General features: G+C 66.8%; 15 protein-coding genes and 2 pseudogenes. 13 read left to right on the top strand and 4 right to left on the bottom strand.

Annotated elements, in window-relative coordinates:
- The first annotated feature begins 235 nt into the window (after nucleotides 1-235).
- From BG90_RS29760 to BG90_RS29710, 11 genes are all read left to right on the top strand, one after another.
- Nucleotides 236-1,510: a serine hydroxymethyltransferase gene (locus BG90_RS29760; protein ID WP_010108237.1), complete on the top strand. Its 1,275-nt coding sequence runs from the start codon at nucleotides 236-238 to the stop codon at nucleotides 1,508-1,510.
- Between the two features lie 54 nt (nucleotides 1,511-1,564).
- Nucleotides 1,565-2,536 (top strand): dipeptidase, encoded by a 972-nt coding sequence (locus BG90_RS29755; RefSeq protein ID WP_010108238.1) that lies wholly within the window; start codon nucleotides 1,565-1,567, stop codon nucleotides 2,534-2,536.
- Between the two features lie 123 nt (nucleotides 2,537-2,659).
- The gene (locus tag BG90_RS29750; RefSeq protein ID WP_010108239.1) at nucleotides 2,660-3,193 is read left to right on the top strand and encodes a DUF5943 domain-containing protein; all 534 of its coding nucleotides are present in this window, start codon (nucleotides 2,660-2,662) and stop codon (nucleotides 3,191-3,193) included.
- Nucleotides 3,194-3,248: 55 nt separating this feature from the next.
- Entirely contained in the window at nucleotides 3,249-5,312 is a 2,064-nt protein-coding gene (locus tag BG90_RS29745) for an NADH:flavin oxidoreductase (RefSeq protein ID WP_010108246.1), read from the top strand.
- A 2-nt stretch (nucleotides 5,313-5,314) separates the two neighbouring features.
- Nucleotides 5,315-7,240, top strand: a complete 1,926-nt coding sequence (locus BG90_RS29740) for a (Fe-S)-binding protein (protein WP_010118097.1) — start codon at nucleotides 5,315-5,317, stop codon at nucleotides 7,238-7,240.
- A gap of 4 nt (nucleotides 7,241-7,244) precedes the next feature.
- On the top strand, nucleotides 7,245-8,417 hold the full coding sequence (locus tag BG90_RS29735) for an electron transfer flavoprotein subunit alpha/FixB family protein (protein WP_010118098.1): 1,173 nt from the start codon (nucleotides 7,245-7,247) through the stop codon (nucleotides 8,415-8,417).
- Entirely contained in the window at nucleotides 8,414-9,199 is a 786-nt protein-coding gene (locus BG90_RS29730) for a drug:proton antiporter (protein ID WP_045568507.1), read from the top strand. The genes BG90_RS29735 and BG90_RS29730 overlap by 4 nt, the downstream gene beginning before the upstream one ends.
- A gap of 24 nt (nucleotides 9,200-9,223) precedes the next feature.
- Nucleotides 9,224-10,492: an aromatic ring-hydroxylating oxygenase subunit alpha gene (locus tag BG90_RS29725; RefSeq protein ID WP_010118103.1), complete on the top strand. Its 1,269-nt coding sequence runs from the start codon at nucleotides 9,224-9,226 to the stop codon at nucleotides 10,490-10,492.
- A 19-nt stretch (nucleotides 10,493-10,511) separates the two neighbouring features.
- On the top strand, nucleotides 10,512-11,672 hold the full coding sequence (locus tag BG90_RS29720; protein ID WP_010118104.1) for an FAD-binding oxidoreductase: 1,161 nt from the start codon (nucleotides 10,512-10,514) through the stop codon (nucleotides 11,670-11,672).
- A gap of 109 nt (nucleotides 11,673-11,781) precedes the next feature.
- Complete coding sequence (locus tag BG90_RS29715) at nucleotides 11,782-12,645, top strand: glycine betaine ABC transporter substrate-binding protein (RefSeq protein ID WP_010118105.1); 864 nt, start codon at nucleotides 11,782-11,784, stop codon at nucleotides 12,643-12,645.
- A gap of 180 nt (nucleotides 12,646-12,825) precedes the next feature.
- Nucleotides 12,826-14,481 carry a trimethylamine N-oxide permease gene (locus tag BG90_RS29710; RefSeq protein ID WP_010108255.1) on the top strand — a complete coding sequence of 552 codons (1,656 nt, stop codon included), beginning with the start codon at nucleotides 12,826-12,828 and terminating at the stop codon, nucleotides 14,479-14,481.
- An 85-nt stretch (nucleotides 14,482-14,566) separates the two neighbouring features.
- Here BG90_RS29710 and purU read toward each other — a convergent pair whose 3' ends face one another.
- A complete protein-coding gene (gene purU, locus BG90_RS29705) occupies nucleotides 14,567-15,442 on the bottom strand; it encodes a formyltetrahydrofolate deformylase (protein ID WP_010118106.1) in 876 nt (291 codons plus the stop codon).
- 144 nt (nucleotides 15,443-15,586) lie between these two features.
- Nucleotides 15,587-16,093 (bottom strand): annotated as a pseudogene (locus BG90_RS29700) (LysR substrate-binding domain-containing protein); the annotation flags it as partial.
- Between BG90_RS29700 and BG90_RS29695 the strand changes: the two are divergent.
- Nucleotides 16,079-16,441: pseudogene (locus BG90_RS29695) on the top strand (glycine betaine ABC transporter substrate-binding protein); the annotation flags it as partial. The pseudogenes BG90_RS29700 and BG90_RS29695 sit on opposite strands and share 15 nt — an antisense overlap.
- A gap of 227 nt (nucleotides 16,442-16,668) precedes the next feature.
- On the top strand, nucleotides 16,669-17,811 hold the full coding sequence (locus tag BG90_RS29690) for a porin (RefSeq protein ID WP_010118110.1): 1,143 nt from the start codon (nucleotides 16,669-16,671) through the stop codon (nucleotides 17,809-17,811).
- A gap of 59 nt (nucleotides 17,812-17,870) precedes the next feature.
- Here the strand turns inward: BG90_RS29690 and BG90_RS29685 are convergent, their stop codons facing one another.
- Together BG90_RS29685 and BG90_RS29680 are read right to left on the bottom strand one after the other, a co-directional pair.
- A complete protein-coding gene (locus tag BG90_RS29685; RefSeq protein ID WP_010118111.1) occupies nucleotides 17,871-19,097 on the bottom strand; it encodes a M28 family metallopeptidase in 1,227 nt (408 codons plus the stop codon).
- 104 nt (nucleotides 19,098-19,201) lie between these two features.
- Nucleotides 19,202-20,905 carry a M36 family metallopeptidase gene (locus BG90_RS29680; RefSeq protein ID WP_025990158.1) on the bottom strand — a complete coding sequence of 568 codons (1,704 nt, stop codon included), beginning with the start codon at nucleotides 20,903-20,905 and terminating at the stop codon, nucleotides 19,202-19,204.
- Nucleotides 20,906-21,161: the final 256 nt, after the last annotated feature.

Below are 21,161 nucleotides of genomic sequence, written 5' to 3'. Positions count from 1 at the left end.
ACGGCGTGCGGGAGCCGGGGACAGCCGGCGCAGAAAACGCACGATCGGTCACTTGTTCAAAAGTGACGAGCATGTCGGAAAAGGGAAAGAAAGCGTCTGAATTCATCAATCGGCGAAAAATCCGAACGACAAGAATAGAGCCGTCGGCAGCCGCTGCGGCGGGACGCCAAAACGCCGTGCGACGGGCCTTCGAGCCTGCCCCGGAGCCCCTCAAAATCCAGTGACGAGACGCCCTATGTCGAACGCCAATCCTTTCTTCTCGCAATCGCTCGCCGAGCGTGACGCGTCCGTGCGCGGCGCGATCCTCAAGGAACTCGAACGGCAGCAGTCGCAGGTCGAGCTGATCGCGTCGGAGAACATCGTGTCGCGCGCGGTGCTCGAGGCGCAGGGCTCGGTGCTGACGAACAAGTATGCGGAAGGCTATCCGGGCAAGCGCTACTACGGCGGCTGCGAATTCGCGGACGAAGTCGAGGCGCTCGCGATCGATCGCGTCAAGCGGATCTTCAACGCCGGCTATGCGAACGTACAGCCGCACTCCGGCGCGCAGGCGAACGGCTCGGTGATGCTCGCGCTCGCGAAGCCGGGCGACACGGTGCTCGGCATGTCGCTCGACGCGGGCGGGCACCTCACGCACGGCGCGAAGCCGGCGCTGTCCGGCAAGTGGTTCAACGCGGTCCAGTACGGCGTGAACCGCGACACGATGCTGATCGATTACGACCAGGTCGAGGAGCTCGCGCAGCAGCACAAGCCGAGCCTCATCATCGCGGGCTTCTCCGCGTATCCGCGCAAGCTCGACTTCGCACGCTTTCGCGCGATCGCCGATTCGGTCGGCGCGAAGCTGATGGTCGACATGGCGCACATCGCCGGCGTGATCGCCGCGGGCCGCCACGCGAATCCGGTCGAGCACGCGCACGTCGTCACGTCGACGACGCACAAGACGCTGCGCGGCCCGCGCGGCGGCTTCGTGCTGACGAACGACGAAGACATCGCGAAGAAGATCAACTCGGCGGTGTTCCCCGGCCTGCAGGGCGGCCCGCTGATGCACGTGATCGCCGGCAAGGCGGTCGCGTTCGGCGAGGTGCTGGCCGGCGACTTCAAGACCTACATCGACAACGTGCTCGCGAACGCGCAGGCGCTCGGCGAAGTGCTGAAGGCGGGCGGCGTCGATCTCGTGACGGGCGGCACCGACAACCATCTGCTGCTCGTCGATCTGCGTCCGAAGGGCCTGAAGGGCGCGCAGGTCGAGCAGGCGCTCGAGCGGGCGGGCATCACGTGCAACAAGAACGGCATCCCGTTCGACACCGAGAAGCCGACGGTCACGTCGGGCATCCGCCTCGGCACGCCGGCCGGCACGACGCGCGGCTTCGGCGTCGCGGAGTTCCGCGAGGTCGGCCGGCTGATTCTCGAGGTGTTCGACGCGCTGCGCGCGAACCCGGAAGGCGACCGCGCGACCGAACAGCGCGTGCGCCGCGAGATCTTCGCGCTCTGCGAGCGCTTCCCGATTTACTGAGCGCCGCGCATCAGCACGACGACCGACCAACGCGCAGACCAGACTGGAGAATCCATGAGCACGCTGCATCAGGACAGCATCATCATCGATGGCCTGAACATTTCGAAGTTCGAACGCTCGGTGTTCGAAGACATGCATCAAGGCGGCGTGACGGCCGCGAACTGCACGGTGTCCGTGTGGGAGAACTTCACGAAGACGGTCGACAACATCGCGCTGATGAAGAAGCAGATCCGCGACAACGGCGAGTTGCTGACGCTCGTGCGCACGACCGACGACATCCACCGTGCGAAGCAGGAAGGCAAGACGGGCGTGATCCTCGGCTTCCAGAACGCGCATGCGTTCGAGGACAACCTCGGCTATGTCGAGGCGTTCGCCGACATGGGCGTGCGCGTCGTCCAGCTCTGCTACAACACGCAGAACCTCGTCGGCACCGGCTGCTACGAGCGCGACGGCGGCCTGTCGGACTTCGGCCGCGAAGTGATCACCGAGATGAACCGCGTTGGGATCATGGTCGATCTGTCGCATGTCGGCGGCAACACGTCGTCGGAAGCGATCGCGTTCTCGAAGAAGCCCGTCTGCTATTCGCACTGTTTGCCGTCCGGCCTGAAAGAGCATCCGCGCAACAAGAGCGACGCGCAGCTGAAGGAGATCGCCGATGCGGGCGGCTTCGTCGGCGTGACGATGTTCGCGCCGTTCCTGAAGCGCGGGATCGACGCGACGATCGACGACTACATCGAAGCGATCGATTACGTCGTGAACCTGATCGGCGAGGACGCGGTCGGCATCGGCACCGATTTCACGCAAGGCTTCAGCGTCGACTTCTTCGACTGGCTCACGCACGACAAGGGCCGCTATCGCCGGCTCACGAATTTCGGCAAGGTCGTGAACCCGGAAGGAATCCGCACGATCGGCGAATTTCCGAACCTGACGGCCGCGATGGAGCGCGCCGGCTGGAAGGCGTCACGCATCCGCAAGATCATGGGCGAGAACTGGGTGCGCGTGTTCAAGGAGGTCTGGGGCGCGTAAACGTCCGCTTTCTCCGTTTTCAACCGATTCGATTCAGGACGCGCCCGCTCGACGAGCGACGGCGCGCGGACGATGCCGCGCGTGCGCGAAGACGCCGCGCGTTTTACCCCACGGAGTCACACGATGCAACCGCAACTGCCGATCGACGTCGATCCGAACACCGGCGTCTGGACCACCGACGCGCTGCCGATGCTGTACGTGCCGCGCCATTTCTTCACGAACAACCATACGGCGGTGGAAGAGGCGCTCGGCCGCGACGTCTACGCGGAAATTCTCTACAAGGCCGGCTACAAGTCCGCGTACCACTGGTGCGACAAGGAAGCGAAGCAGCACGGAATCGCCGGAATGGCGGTGTTCGAGCATTACCTGAAGCGCCTGTCGCAGCGCGGCTGGGGGCTGTTCTCGATCATCGAGGCCGATCCGGCGAACGCGCGCGCGAAGATCGAGCTGCGCCACTCGTCGTTCGTGCTCGCGCAGCCGGGCAAGGAAGGCAAGCTCTGCTACATGTTCGCCGGCTGGTTCGCGGGCGCGATGGACTGGGTCAACGACACGACGCCGGCAGGCTCGGGCGCGCCGCGCGCGCAATCGAACGAAGCGCAATGCGCGGCCGAAGGCCACGACCATTGCGTGTTCGAAGTGTCGCCGCTTTCGCACTGACACGACATCCACCACGCCAACGTCACGCTTACGAGAACGCCAGAGGTCGCCCGCGATGCGCTATCCCCATCTGTTCAAACCCTTGACGCTGAACCAGCTCACGCTGCGCAACCGGATCGTCAGCACCGCGCACGCTGAGGTGTACGCGGAACCGGGCGGGCTGCCCGGCGACCGCTACATCCGCTACTACGAGGAAAAGGCGAAGGGCGGGGTCGGCCTCGCCGTGTGCGGCGGGTCGAGCCCGGTATCGATCGACAGCCCGCAAGGCTGGTGGAAATCGGTGAACCTGTCGACCGACAAGATCGTCGATCCGCTGTCGCGGCTGGCCGAAGCGATGCATCGGCACGGCGCGAAGATCATGATCCAGGCGACGCACATGGGCCGGCGCTCCGCCTTTCACGGCGAGCACTGGCCGCACTTGATGTCGCCGTCGGGCGTGCGTGAGCCGGTGCACCGCGGCAACGCGAAGATCATCGAGGTCGAGGAAATCCGCAGGATCATCGGCGATTTCGCGGCGGCCGCGAAGCGCGTGAAGGATGCGGGGATGGACGGCATCGAGATCTCGGCCGCGCACCAGCATCTGATCGACCAGTTCTGGAGCCCGCGGACGAACTTCCGTGCCGACGAATGGGGCGGCAGCCTCGAGAACCGGCTGCGCTTCGGCGTCGAGGTGCTGAAGGCGGTGCGCGAGGCGGTCGGCCGCGATTTTTGCGTCGGCCTGCGGATGTGCGGCGACGAGTTCCACGAGGACGGCCTCGATCACGCGCAACTGAAGGAGATCGCGCAGGCGATGTCCGAGACGGGCTTGATCGATTACCTCGGCGTGATCGGCTCGGGCGCGGACACGCACAACACGCTCGCGAACTGCATGCCGCCGATGGCGCTGCCGCCCGAGCCGTTCGTGCATCTCGCGGCGGGCATCAAGTCGGTCGTCAAGATTCCGGTGATGCACGCGCAGAGCATTCGCGACGCGGGCCAGGCCGAGCGCCTGCTCGCGAACGGGATGGTCGACCTCGTCGGCATGACGCGCGCGCAGATCGCCGATCCGCACATGGTCATCAAGATCCGCGACGGCCGCGAGGACGAGATCAAGCAGTGCGTCGGCGCGAACTATTGCATCGACCGCCAGTACAACGGCCTCGACGTGCTGTGCGTGCAGAACGCGGCGACGTCGCGCGAGGCGACGATGCCGCACGTGATCGAGAAGTCGCGCGGGCCGAAGCGCAAGGTCGTCGTGGTCGGCGCGGGGCCGGCAGGTCTGGAAGCGGCCCGCGTCGCGCGTTCGCGCGGCCATGACGTCGTGCTGTTCGAGAAGAATCACGAAGTCGGCGGTCAGATCATGCTCGCCGCGAAAGCGCCGCAGCGCGAGCAGATGGCGGGCATCGTGCGCTGGTTCGACATGGAGACGAAGCGTCTCGGCGTCGATCGGCGTCTCGGCGTCGAAGCGGACGAGAAGATGATCATGGCCGAGAAGCCGGACATCATCGTGCTCGCGACGGGCGGCCGGAGCTTCACGGATCAGGTGCCGGCATGGGGCGTCGCCGAAGGGCTCGCCGTCAGCTCGTGGGACATCCTGTCGGGCCGCGTCGAGCCGAAGCGGAACGTGCTCGTCTACGACGGCGTCAGCACGCATGCGGGCGCGGGCGTCGCCGATTTCATCTCGAGCCGCGGCTCGCAGGTCGAGATCGTCACGCCGGACGTGAAGATCGCCGACGACTGCGGCGGCACGACGTTCCCGATTTTCTACCGGCGCCTCTACGCGCAGGGCGTGATCCACACGCCGAACTACTGGCTCGATCGCGTCTATGAGGAGGACGGCAAGAAGATCGCGGTGCTGCGCAACGAATACACGGAGGAGCAGGAGGAACGCGCGGTCGATCAGGTCGTGATCGAGAACGGCATCAGCCCGAACGACGCGCTGTACTGGAAGCTGAAGCCGGAATCGGTCAATCGCGGCCAGATCGACGTGCACAAGCTGTTCGCCGCCGAGCCGCAGCCGTGCCTGTCCGAGGCGCTCGGCAACGGCCGCTTCCTGCTGTTCCGCGTCGGCGACTGCATCTCGATGCACAACATCCATGGCGCGATCTATGACGCGCTGCGTCTCGTGAAGGATTTCTGACGATGAATCCGGCCTTTCTGATTACCGCGTTGCTGTGGCTGTCGGTCGCGGGCCTCGCGTTCGCGGTCGCGAAGCGTTCGTCGTACTGGCGGCTCGGCCGCGCGACCGCGCCCGGCGCGTTCGGGCTCGCGAATCTGTTTGCGATTCCGAAGCGTTATTTCGTCGATCTGCACCACGTCGTCGCGCGCGATCCGTACATCGCGAAGACGCACGTCGCGACGGCGGGCGGCGCGATCGCCGCGCTCGCGCTCGTGTTCGTCAACTATGGGCTCGCGATCTACTCGCCGTGGCTCGACAAGCTGATCTTTGTCGCGGCGCTCGCGATGCTCGTCGGCGCGGTGTTCGTGTGGCGCCGCCGTCAAGCGAAGGACGTGCCCGCGCGTCTGTCGCGCGGCCCGTGGAACACGCTGCCCTGGCTGCTCGGCGCGTTCGCGCTCGGCCTCGTGCTGTTCATGCTCGTGCCGACGGCCGCGATGTCGGGCGCGTTCGCGGCGTTGTGCGCGGCGCTGATCGGCGTCGGCGCGTTCGCGATGACGGTCGGCGCGGCGAAGGGCGGGCCGATGAAGCATGCGATCGCCGGCCTGTTGCACCTCGCGTTCCATCCGCGTCAGGAGCGCTTCGCGGCGACGCGCGAGTCGTACGCCGGCAACGGCGCCGCGACGCCGCCGACCGCGCTGAAGCCGTCCGACGTCGAGCATGACGAGTACGGCGTCGCGAAGCCGGCCGAATTCCGCTGGAATCAGCTGCTGAGCTTCGATGCGTGCGTGCAGTGCGGCAAGTGCGAAGCCGCATGCCCCGCGTTCGCGTCGGGCCAGCCGCTCAATCCGAAGAAGCTGATCCAGGATCTCGTCGTCGGGATGGCGGGCGGCACCGACGCCGCGTACGCGGGCAGCCCGACGCCCGGGATTCCGGTCGGCCGGCACGGCGGCGATCCGCAGCGTCCGATCGTGTCTTCGCTGATCGAAGCCGACACGCTGTGGTCGTGCACGACGTGCCGCGCGTGCGTGCAGGAGTGCCCGATGCTGATCGAGCACGTCGACGCGATCGTCGACATGCGGCGCAACCAGACGCTCGTGCACGGCGCGGTGCCCGGCAAGGGCGCGGACGTGCTCGCGAACCTGCGCGAGACCGGCACGATGGGCGGCTACGACACCGCCGCGCGCTACGACTGGTCGGTCGATCTGAGCGCGCCCGTCGCGCAGCCGGGGCGTCCTGTCGATGTCCTGATCGTCGCCGGAGAAGGCGCGTTCGACATGCGTTATCAGCGCACGCTGCGCGCGCTCGTGAAAGTGCTGAATCACGCGGGCGTCGATTACGCGGTGCTCGGCCGCGCGGAAACGGACACGGGCGACGTCGCGCGCCGGCTCGGCGACGAAGCGACGTTCCAGCAGATGGCGAAACGCCTGATCGGCACGCTCGGCGCGCTGTCGTTCGAGCAGATCGTGACGGCCGACCCGCACGTGATGCACAGCCTGCGCAACGAGTACCGCGCGCTCGGCGGCCGCTATACGGTCAAGCATCACACGACCTTCGTCGCCGAGCTGGTCGCGGCCGGCAAGATCAAGCCGCAGGCGGCCGAAGCGCTGCGCGAGAAGCGCATCGCCTATCACGATCCGTGCTATCTCGGCCGCTACAACGGCGAGACGGAAGCGCCGCGCAAGCTGCTGAAGACGATCGGCATCCAGGTCGTCGAGATGGAGCGTCACGGGATGCGCGGCCGCTGCTGCGGCGGCGGCGGCGGCGCGCCGCTCACCGACATCCCCGGCAAGCAGCGGATCCCCGACATCCGGATCGCCGACGCGCGCGCGGTGGGCGCTGACGTCGTCGCGGTCGGCTGCCCGAACTGCACCGCGATGCTCGAAGGCGTCGTCGGCCCGCGGCCCGACGTGCTCGACGTCGCCGAACTCGTCGCCGCCTCGCTGGAGTGACCCGATGACCACGCTCAAACGAATCGATCCGCGCCGGCCGTTCGTCATCACCGCGGCGGGCCTGAAACGCATCACGCTCGGCGAGACGGGCAGCGCTTCCGGCGATGCGGCGCAGTGGACGGCGCACGCGCACGGACCATCGGCCGCGAAGCCGGTGCGCGTCGTGCGCGACGCGAAGCGCGTCTTCCTCGTCGCCGCGCACAGCGAGCGCGGCGCGCTCGACGACCATGCGCGTCAGACGCTGGCGGCCGCCGCGCTGCTCGCCGATGCGCAGACCGAAGTCGCGCTCGTCGTGTTCGGAGAACTGAACGACGACGCGGGCGCGCTCGGCGCCGACACGCTGATCGTGCTGCGCGGCTTCGACCGCCGCGCGTTCGCGCCGGAGCGCGAGCTCGATGCGCTGCGCGCGTGCGCGGCCGCGCTGATGCCGCAGCATGTGTTCATTCCCGACAACGCGACGGGCGACGGCGATCTCGGCCGCCGCTACGCCGCGGCGACGAACGCGAGCGTGGCGGCGAACGTCGTCGAGATCGCGGCGGACCACGTCGGCGCATACGTCGACGCGAAACGCGGCTTCGCGACGCGCGCGCTGCCCGACGTCGTGCTGCTCGCGCCGAACGCGGTCGAGCCGAAGCTGCCGTTCGTCGGCGCGGCGCGCGAGCGCACGCTCGACGGCGCGCCGGCCGCGCGCTCGTTGGCCGGCGACGACTACCGCGACCTCGGCCTCGAAGAGATCGACGCCGCGCAGGTCGCGCTCGAAGAAGCGGACTTCATCGTGTCGGCGGGCAACGGCGTGACCGACATCGCCGCGTTCGAGACGCTCGCCGCAACGTTCGGCGCGGCGATCGGCGCGAGCCGCGTCGCGGTCGACAACGGCCACTTCACGCGCGACAAGCAGGTCGGCGCGACCGGCAAGACGGTCGACGCGAGCGTCTACATCGCGTTCGGGATCTCGGGCGCCGTCCAGCACCTTCAGGGGATCAAGGACTGCCGCCACGTGATCGCGGTGAATCTCGACGGCAGCGCGCCGATCGCCAAGCGCGCGAACCTGACGATCGTCGGCGATGCGCAGGCGACGATCGCCGCGCTGATCGACGAAGTGAGCGCCGCGCGCGCCGCGCATGTGCGATCGAGCGCCGCATCGCAAGAGACCGAATACGTGGGAGCCGCCGCATGAATGCAAATCGAAAGCTGGGAAGCATTGCGGTGCTGGTGTCGGTCGGGCGCCATCCGGTGTCGGGCGCGCCGCGCTACAGCCGCAACGACGCGGCCGCGCTCGAGATCGGCCGCGCACTGGCCGCCGAGCATCGCGCGCGGCTCGACGTGATCCACGCGGGCGATCCGCGCAACCCGGCGCTCGCCGACTACCTCGCGCTCGGCGCGGCCGGCGTCGAGGTGCTCGAATGCGCGGCCGGCGACGACGCGGCCGCCGCGCTCGCCGAGCGCGTGCGCGGCCACGATCTCGTGCTGACGGGCACGCGCGCCGAGGGCGCGTACGACACCGGCATGCTGCCGTACCGCGTCGCGGCGGCGCTCGGCTGGCGGTTCGCCGGTGCGGCGGTCGACGTGAGCGTCGACGCCGGGCGTGCGACGCTGCGGCAATTCTTGCCGAAAGGCGTTCGTCGGCGCGTCGACGCGGCGCTGCCTGCCGTCGTCGCCGTGCATCCGCTCGCGAGCGCGCAGCCGCGCTACGCGTATGCGCGGCTGCGCGCGGGCGAGGTGCGCGCGACGCGCGTCGCGACGCATGCGTCGGCGGACGCCGCGCAATGGACGACGCGTGCGGCCGAGCGCAAGCCGGTGAAGCTCGCGGCGGCCGACAAGCGCTCCGGCCACGCGCGGATGCTGTCCGCGACGACGACCGAAAGCCGCGGCGGAAACGTCGTAATTGAAGGGAGTTCGGTCGAAAAAGCACAAGTGATCCTCGCGTATTTGCGCGAGCATCAGCTCATCGACTACTGAACGATGGCTGTCGGCAACAACACCATGGATGCAAGGAATCCGGAGCAAACGATGAAAGTATCGGCAGACATCCGCGCGCTCGTGGCGCGGCGCAAGGCGGGCTACAGCCTCGAGGCCCAGTTCTATCTGAGCGACGAGATCTTCGCGCTCGACATGGACGCGATTTTCCGGCGACATTGGATTCAGGTGGGCGTCGAGCCGGACGTGCCCGAGCCCGGCGATTACGTGACGGTTCAGCTCGGCGCCGATTCGATCCTGATCGTGCGCGACGACGACATGCAGATCCGCGCGTTTCACAACGTCTGCCGCCATCGCGGCGCGCGCCTGTGCAACGACGAAAAGGGCTCGGTCGGCAACATCGTGTGTCCGTATCACAGCTGGACGTACAACCTGACCGGCCAGCTGATGTTCGCCGAGCACATGGGCGAGAAGTTCGATCGCTGCAAGCACAGCCTGAAGCCCGTGCACCTGGAGAATCTCGCGGGGCTCCTGTTCGTGTGTCTCGCCGACGAGCCGCCGACCGATTTCGCGACAATGCGCGCGGCGATGGAGCCGTATCTGCTGCCGCACGATCTGCCGAACACGAAGATCGCCGCGCAGGTCGACATCATCGAGAAAGGCAACTGGAAGCTGACGATGGAGAACAATCGCGAGTGCTATCACTGCGTCGCGAACCATCCGGAGCTGACCATTTCGTTGTACGAATACGGCTTCGGCTATCAGCCGTCGCCCGCGAACGCCGAAGGGATGGCCGCGTTCGAGCGCACCTGCGTCGAGCGCGCCGCGCAGTGGGAAGCGCTGAGTCTGCCGTCCGTCGAAGTGGAGCGCCTGACCGACGTGACGGGCTTCCGCACGCAGCGGCTGCCGCTCGATCGCAGCGGCGAATCGCAGACGCTCGACGCGAAGGTCGCGTCGAAGAAGCTGCTCGGCGAATTCCGCCGCGCGGATCTCGGCGGGCTGTCGTTCTGGACGCAGCCGAATTCGTGGCACCACTTCATGAGCGACCACATCGTCACGTTCTCGGTGATTCCGCTGTCGGCGGGCGAAACGCTCGTCCGGACGAAATGGCTCGTTCACAAGGACGCGAAGGAAGGCGTCGACTACGACGTGAAGAACCTGACGGCCGTCTGGAACGCGACGAACGACCAGGATCGCGCGCTCGTCGAATTCTCGCAGCGCGGCGCGGCGAGCACCGCGTACGAGCCGGGTCCGTATTCGCCGTTCACCGAGGGGCTCGTCGAGAAATTCTGCGAGTGGTACGTCGGCCGCCTGGCCGCGCATATCGGCGCATAGCACGTCGACGGAGCGCAACATGATGCGAGATGCCGCGAATTTCGAACCGGCCGACAGCCGCGTGACGCGTCCCGCGTTCTGGCAGGCGCTGCCGGAGCGCTGGACGAGCGACGTCGAGGAAACGCTCGTCTGCTGCCACGTGCGGCAGGAAACGCACGACGTGAAGAGCTTCTTCTTCCGCTCGCCGCAGGGGCGCGCGTTCTCGTTCGAGCCCGGGCAGTTCGTCACGCTCGAGCTCGACATCGACGGCGAGACGATCAACCGCTGCTACACGATCTCGTCGTCGCCCGCGCGGCCGCACACGATCTCGATCACGGTCAAGCGCGTGCCGGGCGGCAAGGTGTCGAACTGGCTGCACGACAACCTGCAGCCGGGCGCGCCGCTGCGCGTGCTCGGCCCGGCGGGCGAGTTCACGTGCGCGCGGCATCCGGCGCGCAAGTACCTGTTCCTGTCCGCGGGCTCGGGCGTCACGCCGCTGATGTCGATGAGCCGCGCGCATCACGATCTCGCCGAGGATCGCGACATCGTGTTCGTCCACAGTGCGCGCACGCCGGACGACATCATCTTCGCGCGCGAGCTCGACCTGATCGCGTCGACGCATGCGAACTTCCGCACGGCGTTCGTCTGCGAGCGGCTCGGCGCACGTACGAACTGGCACGGCGTGACGGGCTTTCTGTCGCTGCCGATGCTGAAGCTGATCGCGCCGGATTTCCACGAGCGCGAGATCTTCACATGCGGACCCGCGCCGTACATGAAGGCGGTGCGCGACATGCTCGACGAAGCCGGGTTCGATCGCAGCCGCTATCACGAGGAGAGCTTCTCGTTCGAGACGCTCGCCGAAAGCGAAACGCGGGCGGGCGACGGCGACGCGGCGCCGGCCGATGCGGCGGACGATTGCGCGAGCGATGCGCACGTGCGCCAGTACATGGTCGCGTTCGCGAAGAGCAACCGCGAGATCGCGTGCGGCGCGGATCAGCACGTGCTCGACGCGGCGCGCCGCTCGGGCGTGCGCCTGCCCGCGTCGTGCACGCAGGGGATGTGCGGCACCTGCAAGGTGAAGCTCGTGTCCGGCCAGGTCGACATGAAGCACAACGGCGGCATTCGTCAGCGCGAAATCGATCAGGGGATGGTGCTGCTCTGCTGCAGCAAGCCGCTGTCCGATCTCGTCGTCGACAAGTGAGCGCGTCGCGGCTGCGCAAGAACGTGTCGTAAAAGAACGATACCGGGGAATTGTGGTTGAAGAACCTAGAGAGGCCCTACGCTTTCCGACAACCTCAAGGAGATCGATCATGAAATTCCTCGCGAAACTAATGGGCTGCGGCTTGCTGTCGATGATGCTCGCCGTTGCCTCGCCGGTGCAGGCCGATACGAAACCGACGCTGAAGATCGGCTACGTCGAAGGCTGGGACGACAGCGTCGCGACGTCGAACGTCGCCGCGCGCATCATCGAGACGCGGCTCGGCTATCCGGTGCAGCTCGTGCCGGTTGCGGCGGGCGTGATGTGGCAGGGCGTCGCGCGCGGCGATCTCGACGCGACGCTGTCCGCATGGCTGCCCGTCACGCAGGGCGCGTACTGGGATCAGTTCAAGACGAAGGTCGTCGATCTCGGCACCAATTTCCCCGACGCGAAGATCGGTCTCATCGTGCCGAGCTACGTGAAGGCGAAGACGATCGAAGATCTCAACGCGGAAAAGGCCGACTTCGCCAGCCGCGTCGTCGGCATCGATGCAGGCGCGGGCGTGATGCGCAAGACCGACGACGCGATCAAGGCATATGGTCTGAACTATTCGCTGATGCCGAGCTCGGGCAGCGCGATGACCGCGGAGCTCGCGCGCTCGATTCACGCGAACAAGCCGGTCGTCGTGACGGGCTGGGCGCCGCACTGGATGTTCGCGAAATGGAAGCTGCGTTTCCTCGACGATCCGAAGAAGGTCTACGGCGAAGCCGAGCACGTCGACAGCGTCGTGAATCCGGCGCTCGAAACGAAGGCGAAGCCGGTCGTCGCGTTCCTGAAGAAGTTCCAGTGGAAGCCGGGCGAGATCGACGGCGTGATGCTCGCGATCCAGAACGGATCGAAGCCTGCGGCGGCCGCCGATGCATGGATCGCCGCGCATGGCGATCGCGTCGGCGAATGGGTCGGCTCCGCGCAGTGACGATCGTCCGCTCAGGCCCATGCGCCCGGGCTTGAGCGGATGGTGAAAAATTCGAAGGTATCCGAATTAATTAGAGAAAATAGCGGGTTTTCTCGCGGGATTTTTGACATTTTTTCGACTCGCACAACGAAGTGTTGTTAGAATGTACCCTTGTGCGGAGCCTTCACTGGAGGATTTTGGATGAGTCAGGCAGGACTGCGCGCGCGCAGCACCAGCGACATCGAGGCAACCATCTCACATGAAGAAAGAGGCCACACGCTGCATCGTGGCCTCAGTTGGAAGGACGCATTTTGGGTGACGAGCGGCGTGCCGGCGGGCGTGCTGTTCACGATCGGCGGCGTATGCGCGACGGTCGGTCAACCCGCGTGGGCGGTGTGGATCGCTGCGATCACGATGGGCTTGATTCAAAGCGCGACTTATGCGGAAATTTCCGGGCTATTTCCCCATAAATCGGGCGGCGCATCGGTTTACGGTGCGATCGGCTGGGTGCGATACAGCAAGTTGATCGCTCCGGTCTCCGTGTGGTGCAACTGGCTCGCGTGGTCGCCGATGCTCGCGCTCGGTTGCGGCCTCGCAGCAAGCTATGCGCTCACCAGCCTGTTCCCGGCGGACGCGGCGATCCTGCACTGGCAATGGACGCTCGCCGATCTCCGCTTCATCAAGCCCGGCCTGACCCTGCGGGTCAACGCCACCTTCGTGATCGCGACGATCCTGCTGCTGATCACGTTCAAGCTGCAGCACAGCGGCGCATCGAAAGCCGCGCGCACGCAGCGCATTCTCGGCATCGCGTCGTTGACGCCGCTCCTCATCGTCGGCATCGTGCCGTTCGTCACGGGCGATGTGCCGATGTCGAATCTCCTGCCGCTCTTGCCGCTCGGCCACGACGCGCAGGGCAATCTCACGGCGGCCACGTTCGGCAGCTGGAACGGGCAGGGCGTCGTGATGGCGCTCGGCGCGATGTTCATGGCGGGCTGGGCGTCGTACGGCTTCGAAACGGCCGTCTGCTACACGCGCGAATTCCGCGATCCGCGCCGCGACACCGCAAAGGCGATCTTCTGGTCGGGCGCGCTGTGCCTGATCGTGATGACGCTCGTGCCGATGGCGTTCCAGGGCGCGCTCGGCACCGCGGCGATGCTCGATCCGCGCATCGGCGACGGCACGGGCGTCGCGGCCGCGATGGCGCGCATCGTCGGCGGCGGCGCGTGGGTCGCGAACGCGGTCGTCGTGATGCTGATGCTGTCGATCCTGCTGATCGTGATGACGTCGATGATGGGCTCGTCGCGCACGCTCTACCAGGCGTCGGTCGACGGCTGGCTGCCGAAGTACCTGTCGCACGTGAACGAGCACGGCGCGCCGACGCGCGCGATGTGGACCGATCTCGGCTTCAATCTCGTGCTGCTGCTGATGTCGGACTACATGACGGTGCTGTCGATCTCGAACGTCTGCTACATGTTGTTCGTCTTCCTGAATTTGCAGTCGGGCTGGATTCATCGAATGGATCGCGGCGAATGGGAGCGGCCGTTCCGCTGCCCGACGTGGCTGCTCGTGCTCGGCTCGATCTGCGGCTATGCGAATCTCGTCTATGTCGGCGCGGGCGCGGACCTGCAAGGCGCCGGCACGCTGCGCAACGGCCTGATCGCGATGCTGCTGATCGTGCCGGTGTTCGTCTATCGCCATTACTGGCAAGATCGCGGCCGCTTCCCTGCGCAAATGCAGCGCGACATGGAGCTCGTCGTGCCGGCGCGCGGCATGTGGCTGAACGTGGCGCCATACGCGGCGCTCGCGGCCGCCGCGCTGACGATCGGGATGGCGTACTACTTCGCTTGGGTTCGATAGGCCCGTGCGCAGGCCGGAATGCCCGGATGCATCGCCGCATCCGGGCCGAAGCCGATCCGCGAAGCCGCGGCGCGCGCGGGGCTCGCTACTGGAAGACGACGGTCCGGTCGCCATTCAGGAACACGCGGCGCTCGATGAACGCCTTCACCGCGCGCGCGAGCGTGATGCACTCGACGTCGCGGCCCACGGCGAGCAGCTGCTCGGGCCGGTACGAGTGATCGACGCGCTCGACCACCTGCTCGATGATCGGCCCTTCGTCGAGATCGTCGGTGACGAAGTGCGCGGTCGCGCCGATCAGCTTCACGCCGCGCGCATGCGCCTGGTGGTATGGCTTCGCGCCCTTGAATCCCGGCAGGAACGAATGATGGATGTTGATCGCGCGGTTCGCGAGCTTGGCGCTCGTTTCCGGCGACAGCACCTGCATGTAGCGCGCGAGGATCACGAGTTCGGCGCCGCTCGTGTCGAGCATGTCGAGCCATTGCGCTTCCTGCCGCGCCTTCGTGTCGGCCGTGATCGGGAAATGCCGGAACGGCAGCCCGTGCTGCGCGGCGAGCGGTTCGAGATCCGGATGGTTCGACGCGATCCCGACGATGTCCATCTTCAGCTCGCCCATCTTCCAGCGGAACAGCAGGTCGGCGAGGCAATGCTCGAGCTTCGACACCATGATCAGCACCTTCGGCCGCGCGGCGACGTCGTGGATCGCCCATTGCATGCCGAAGCGCGCGGCGATCGGCTCGAACTCGCGCCGCAGCGCGTCGAGGCGCAGCGAATCGACGGCGTCCGCCGCATGGAACACGCAGCGCACGAAGAAGCGCTCGCTGAGATCGTCGTCGAAGACGGTCAGCTCGTCGACGTAGCAGCGGTGCCGGTCGAGCAGGCCGACGACGGCGGCGACCTGGCCCGCCGCGCTCGGACACGACAGCGTCAGTACGAACTGATGGGGACGTTGGGGAACGGACATGTGTTTCCTCTGGCTCGATGGGCGCCCGGCGCGCGACGCGGGTGCCGGGCGTCCGAGGCGATGCACAAGTTAATCAAGTCAGATCGGATGCGGATAGAACCGAATCGCCGCGCTGCTGGAATCGGCGCGCCAGTGCGTGCGGCGTCACGCGCACGCGTCGGGCAGCCAGCGGCGGAACAGCGGCGCGGCGCGCGCTTCCGGGCGCGCGGGCGGCCGAACGAGGTAGTCGCCGCGCGGCGTCACGACGGGCGCATCGACGAGCCGCACGAGCTGGCCGGCGGCGATCAGCGTGTCGACGAGCGGCGCCCAGCCGAGCGCCACGCCCTGATTCATCAGCGCCGCGTGAATCACGAGCGCGTAGCTGTTGAACGTCATCCCGTGCGGCTCGGGCGGCGCGGCGAGCCCGTGCGCGTCGAACCAGCCGTGCCAGGCGAGCCAGCGCTCGGGGCGCGTAGGCTGCACGTGCAGCTGCGGCAGGCGCAGCAGATCGGCGGGCTGGTCGACATCGACGTGCGCGGCACGAAACGCGGGCGAGCACGCCGGTGTGACGTGCTTCTGAAAGAGCCGCGTCGACGTGCAGCTCGCCCAATCGCCGGCGCCGAACAGGATGGCGGCGTCGGCGTGGCCGCGCAGCGGATCGATATCCTGGGCTGGGAGCTGCATCTGACGAATACGAAGTTCCATCTCGTCTACCTGTCGGGCGGCGACGCGTACTTCGGACCGAACTACGGTGGCGCGACCGTCAACACCGTCGCGCGCGCGGATTTCTTGGGCCGGTGCGCGAATCTCGCGCGCTTGTTCCGGCAGATGACGTTCACGGTCGATCTGGAAAACGAAATGATTGCCGGGATGCTGCAGGAAAAGCTGTCCGCTGTGGACGCCGCGCAACGCGCGCTGCGCGCGCACCCGTCGCTCGTCGACGAATGGCTCGGCGGCGTGACCACCGCGACCGGAGCGCCAGGCTTGCCTGCCGTGCGTGCCGCGCTCGATGCGCGATGATCGTCGCCCTCCGCATTTACCCCAAACGGTCGCATCGTGACCATTCGACGTCGCCTAGAGACGGGTAGGGCGAAAAATGGGTTTGTATTTTTCGCCAACGGCATCCGATTGTGCGCGTGATGCGCAACGGTCGTCGGAGTGGTGCGTCGTTTAAGAAATAGTCGCGGATTCGCGTGGGCAAGGCGGGAATCCATTTTCTCTCGAACAGGCAGGGTGGGGTGTCGACAATGACGAAATCGAATGTGGCCGTGATGAGCGCAATTGCGCTTGCGATCGGAATCGCGCCGGGCGCAAGCCGCGCGCAGAGCAGCGTGACGCTGTACGGGATTCTCGACGCCGGGATTACGTATGTCAGCAATGCGGGCGGCTCGCACGTCTTCAAGTTCGACGACGGCGTATCGTACGGAAACCGGATCGGCTTCAAGGGCACCGAGGATCTCGGCGGCGGCCTGAAGGCGGTCTTCGTGCTCGAGAGCGGCTTCAGGCTCGGCAACGGCCAGCTCGGTTTCGGCGGCGCGGAATTCGGCCGCCAGGCTTACGTCGGATTGCAGAACAACTGGGGCACGCTGTCGTTCGGCAATCAGCTCGACATGACGGAGGAGATGGTCTATCTGAACAACATCTCCGCATGGGCGAGCGGCTACGCGATCCACCAGGGCGACTTCGACCGCTTCAACGGCGACCGCCTGCCGAACTCGGTGAAGTTCCTGTCGAACGATTTCAGCGGCTTCAAGTTCGGCGCGATGTATTCGTTCGGCAACGTCGCGGGCAACTTCCACCGCAACAGCGCATGGAGCGCGGGCGCGAACTACACGCAGGGCAATCTGTCGGTGGGCGCCGCGTACACGCACCTGAACAACCCGTCCGGCATCTACGCGTTCGATCCGTACGCGATGATCGGCACGAAGACCTTCCTCGGCCAGCCGACCGTCAGCGTCGACCCGGCCACCGGCCAGGTCACCGATCTGTTCGCGAATTCGCCGATGAACATCGACAGCCAGGGCACGTTCGGCGTCGGCGGCAGCTACACGCTCGACAAGCTGACGCTGTCCGGCAATTTCACGTACTCGACGATCAAGGGCTTCGGCAACACGTCGCACATGCAGGTCTACGAAGGCGGCGGCTCGTACCAGTTCACGCCGGCGCTCAGCTTGGTCGCGGGCTACCAGTACACGCGCTTCGAGGGCCATCACTGGAATCAGGGTTCGGCCGGCCTGCACTACCTGCTGTCGAAGCGCACGGACGTCTATATCTCGGGCGACTATCTGCGCGCGTCGAACGGCGTCGATGCGGTGATCGGCTACAGCTTCACGCCGTCGTCGACTCAGACGCAGGCCGACGTGCGCATCGGGATGCGGCATTCGTTCTGACGCATCGCAATACCCGGCACTCGGGCGCGGCGCGTCTTGCGCGCCGCGCCCGACGCCGCTTACCGCTTCGCGGACGCGCTCAGCCCGCCGCCCAGCTCCGCCGCATACGCGAGCGCGAGCTTGCCGAACTTCAGCGCATGATTGCCTTGCTGGTCCGATCGGTCGAGCGTGTCGTATGCGGAGTGGATGTACGGATTGTCGTTCTGATCCGCTTCGAACGGGAACGATGCCGGATAGCCTTGCGCATTCCACGACGCATGATCGGAGCACGCATAGCCGCATTGCGACGTGCCGACCGCGAGCTCGGGCAGATAGGCCTTCGCGAGATTCGCGAGGTACGTGTTCTGCGTCGAATTCGTGTAGTCGGTGATCAGGTAGATGTCCTTCGGATCGCCCTTGTAGTTCGTCATGTCGAGCTGGAACGCACCGACCACGTTCACGTTCTGCGCCCTGAACTGCTTCGCGATCGCCTGCGAGCCGAGCAGGCCCGCCTCCTCCGCCGCGTAGCCGATGAACTTCAGCGTGCGCTTCGGCTGATAGCCGTTTGCGAGCAGGACGCGCAGCGCTTCGGTGAGGCTCGCGATGCCCGACGCGTCGTCGTCGGCGCCCGGCGCGCGCGTGTTCTCGCTCATGCGGCCCACGGTCGAATCGAGATGCCCGCCGATCACGACGACGCCCGCACTCGGGTCGCCGCCCTTGATCGTCAGGATCACCGACTTCTGCGGCCAGCCGGTGTGCGTGAACTGCTCGACCGTCACGTCGTTGCGCGAGCCGGCGAGCTGCTTCCATTGCTGCGCGAGCCAGTCGGACGCCGCGACGCCGTGCGACGTCGTGTAATAGCGGTTCGTGAAGCCGGACATCGACACGATCGTGCTGACGATGTTGCTCGCCTGAAGCTGCGAGATCCAGTTGCGGATCTGCTGCGAGTTGGTGATCGGGTAATCGATCGCGGCCGCCTGCTTGGCGGTGCGAGGCTGCAGTGACGCGCGAGCGTCGTCGTAGGTCGCGTGGACGAAGAAGCCGGGACCGTGGCCGCGCGCGCGGCGTACCGTCTGCGACAACGATTCGAGCAGCGAATCGTCGACTTGCGCGACGTGGACGGTCTCGGTGCGCGCGGCATCCCCCGTCGGGACGGCCGTGCTGTAGCGGCTCGTCGCGGCAGGATCGATCACGCGCAGTTCGCGGAATGCGGGATCGGCGAGCGTGATCCACACGGGCGCGGCGTGGGCGGCCGAGACGCAGAGGACGCCGCACAGCGCGGCGGCGACGTGTTGGAGCTTGGACATGTTCGATCTCCTCGGGTGAGGGAGATGCGGTCGTGGGGAGAGGCGCGCAGCAGATCGTGCCGCGCGCCCAGCGTACGTTGTCGCTTACGTCTTCTTTATACGGGTTACAGCTTTTGCGGCACGGTTACGCCGTACGTGCAGCTCTTGTTGTACGCGTCGCCGATCGCATTGAGCTGCGCGCTGCTGTAGCCGAGCGCGGCCGCCGCGGTCAGCACCGCCTGAGCCGCGGCTTTCTGGTTCGTCGAGCCATTGGTCATCGACAGTCCTTTCAGGAACGCCTTGTCCATCGCCGCGCCGCCGATCGCATCGCGCGCGACCATGTTGCACGACGCCCAGTACTGGCCGGCCGTGTGGATCTCGGTATTGCGGACCTGCGAGTAGGTGCGGCCGACGTTGTAGTTGGTGACGCGGCCGGGCCAGAACTCGTTGTGGCCGTCCCAGTTGAAGACCCAGTGATACTGCGCGTCGGACGGGCTCCATTGATTGAAGTCGCGGCTGTAAGCGGCCGCGAGGTAATCGCCCGTGCCTTCGGACAGGCCTTCGACCTGCGAGAGCCCGCCGTTCGTGATCCAGTCGTGGATGCCGTGGCCGAGCTCGTGAATCACGACGTCCGCGTCCTCCGCGTCGTCGACGCCGCCCTGGCCGAACGAAAGCTGGCCGGAGCCCGACGAGTACGACGAGTTGTCGGCGCCGGATTCGCCGTGCGGATCGTACTGGACGCCGCCCGAGTACTGATACGGCAGCGCCTTGATGCCGAGCGTCAGGTTCACGTAGCGCAGGAACGTGTCGATGTGGTAATACGCGTTGACCGCCTCGAAATACAGGTTCGAGCGCGTGAAGTCGAAGGTCGTCGACGACTGCACCGGGCACGCGTTGTCGCGCGGCGCGTCGAAATCGACGCACGACGCATACGGGCCGGAGAGCTTGTAGCCGCCGCTCGTTTGCGTCAGATCCTTGAGCGTCACGCGCACGCGCGCGGCGTTCAGTTGCGGCGAGTCGGCGTCGTTGTTGTCCTTGAAGCCGGTGCTGCCGTAGCTGCTTTTGGTCGGCGACAGCGGATCCGGCCGGAACACGAGACCGCTTCCGTCCGTTGCATAGGAGGCCTTGTCTTCGGCGCGCAGCACTTCGCCGCTGTTCGCGTCGATGATCAGCTCCCAGTCGCCGCGCAGGCCGTCCTGCGGCTTGCCGCGCACCTTCCACGCGGTATGCGTGCCCGAGCCGTCGACGAACGCGACGAGCTGCGATTGCACGCCCGCGAGGCCGCTTATGCCGAGGTACGCGCGTGCGCGGTCGAGCGCCTGCTGCTCGTCGACCGCCAGCGCCTTGCTCGACACGGCCGCGACGCCGCTCACCGCCTTGCTCGCGACGTACAGCACGCGGCCGTCCGGCGCGACCGTGACCGCGATGTCGCTGTCGTAGACCGGCAGCCCCGCCGCGCGCTGCTGGAAGCGGACGACGGTGAAGTCGGCGTCGGCGCGCTCGGCCGCGACGACGAGATTCGCGAGCGCGGATGGGTCGAGGCCGAGCTGCGCGGCGCGCGCGGCGATGAATTCGCGCGCCATCGTCGCCGCGTCTGCCTTCTTCGCGTGGAACGCCGGGCTGGCCAGCGTGACGGCGACGGCGCCCGGGCGGAATTGTCCGGTTTTGCCGGCCTTCTCCGCGGGCGGCACGACGCCGCGTGTGAGGCTCGCGCGCCGGCTTTCCTCCTGCGGATTCGGCGCCTTCGAATCGGCCCACGCGGGGAGCGCGGCGCCGATGCCGATGGCCAGGCTCAGTGCGAACGGCAACGCTTTACGGGATGTCTGCATGTTCTGTCCTCGTCATCATAAGTTGGGGTAACAAACGAAACCACGGGAAACGCAGGGACGACCCGATCCGTGCGTCGGCCTCGACGAGCCGATGCAAACGGGCGGAGCTACAGCGGAAGCGGCGCGACGCCGCGAGAAATCAGCGCGCGCGAAGCGTGCGGGGCGGAGGGACGGGGAACCGCCAGAGAACGGCGGGCGAAGCAAACGGCAAGCGCTGCGATGGCTGAATGAGCATCGTCATTGCAAACCCCTCGGA

It is taken from the genome of Burkholderia oklahomensis C6786, assembly GCF_000959365.1.
Taxonomy (GTDB): Bacteria; Pseudomonadota; Gammaproteobacteria; order Burkholderiales; family Burkholderiaceae; genus Burkholderia; species Burkholderia oklahomensis.
The sequence above is the reverse complement of the archived record's forward strand: the minus strand, read 5'-3'. Positions and strand labels throughout refer to the sequence as shown.

Excerpts from the sequence above, each read along its gene's own strand:
- BG90_RS29760 (WP_010108237.1), top strand. The coding sequence starts at position 236 with ATGTCGAACGCCAATCCTTTCTTCTCGCAATCGCTCGCCGAGCGTGAC.
- BG90_RS29755 (WP_010108238.1), top strand. The coding sequence starts at position 1,565 with ATGAGCACGCTGCATCAGGACAGCATCATCATCGATGGCCTGAACATT.
- BG90_RS29750 (WP_010108239.1), top strand. The coding sequence starts at position 2,660 with ATGCAACCGCAACTGCCGATCGACGTCGATCCGAACACCGGCGTCTGG.
- BG90_RS29745 (WP_010108246.1), top strand. The coding sequence starts at position 3,249 with ATGCGCTATCCCCATCTGTTCAAACCCTTGACGCTGAACCAGCTCACG.
- BG90_RS29740 (WP_010118097.1), top strand. The coding sequence starts at position 5,315 with ATGAATCCGGCCTTTCTGATTACCGCGTTGCTGTGGCTGTCGGTCGCG.
- BG90_RS29735 (WP_010118098.1), top strand. The coding sequence starts at position 7,245 with ATGACCACGCTCAAACGAATCGATCCGCGCCGGCCGTTCGTCATCACC.
- BG90_RS29730 (WP_045568507.1), top strand. The coding sequence starts at position 8,414 with ATGAATGCAAATCGAAAGCTGGGAAGCATTGCGGTGCTGGTGTCGGTC.
- BG90_RS29725 (WP_010118103.1), top strand. The coding sequence starts at position 9,224 with ATGGATGCAAGGAATCCGGAGCAAACGATGAAAGTATCGGCAGACATC.
- BG90_RS29720 (WP_010118104.1), top strand. The coding sequence starts at position 10,512 with ATGATGCGAGATGCCGCGAATTTCGAACCGGCCGACAGCCGCGTGACG.
- BG90_RS29715 (WP_010118105.1), top strand. The coding sequence starts at position 11,782 with ATGAAATTCCTCGCGAAACTAATGGGCTGCGGCTTGCTGTCGATGATG.
- BG90_RS29710 (WP_010108255.1), top strand. The coding sequence starts at position 12,826 with ATGAGTCAGGCAGGACTGCGCGCGCGCAGCACCAGCGACATCGAGGCA.
- purU (WP_010118106.1), bottom strand. The coding sequence starts at position 15,442 with ATGTCCGTTCCCCAACGTCCCCATCAGTTCGTACTGACGCTGTCGTGT.
- BG90_RS29690 (WP_010118110.1), top strand. The coding sequence starts at position 16,669 with ATGACGAAATCGAATGTGGCCGTGATGAGCGCAATTGCGCTTGCGATC.
- BG90_RS29685 (WP_010118111.1), bottom strand. The coding sequence starts at position 19,097 with ATGTCCAAGCTCCAACACGTCGCCGCCGCGCTGTGCGGCGTCCTCTGC.
- BG90_RS29680 (WP_025990158.1), bottom strand. The coding sequence starts at position 20,905 with ATGCAGACATCCCGTAAAGCGTTGCCGTTCGCACTGAGCCTGGCCATC.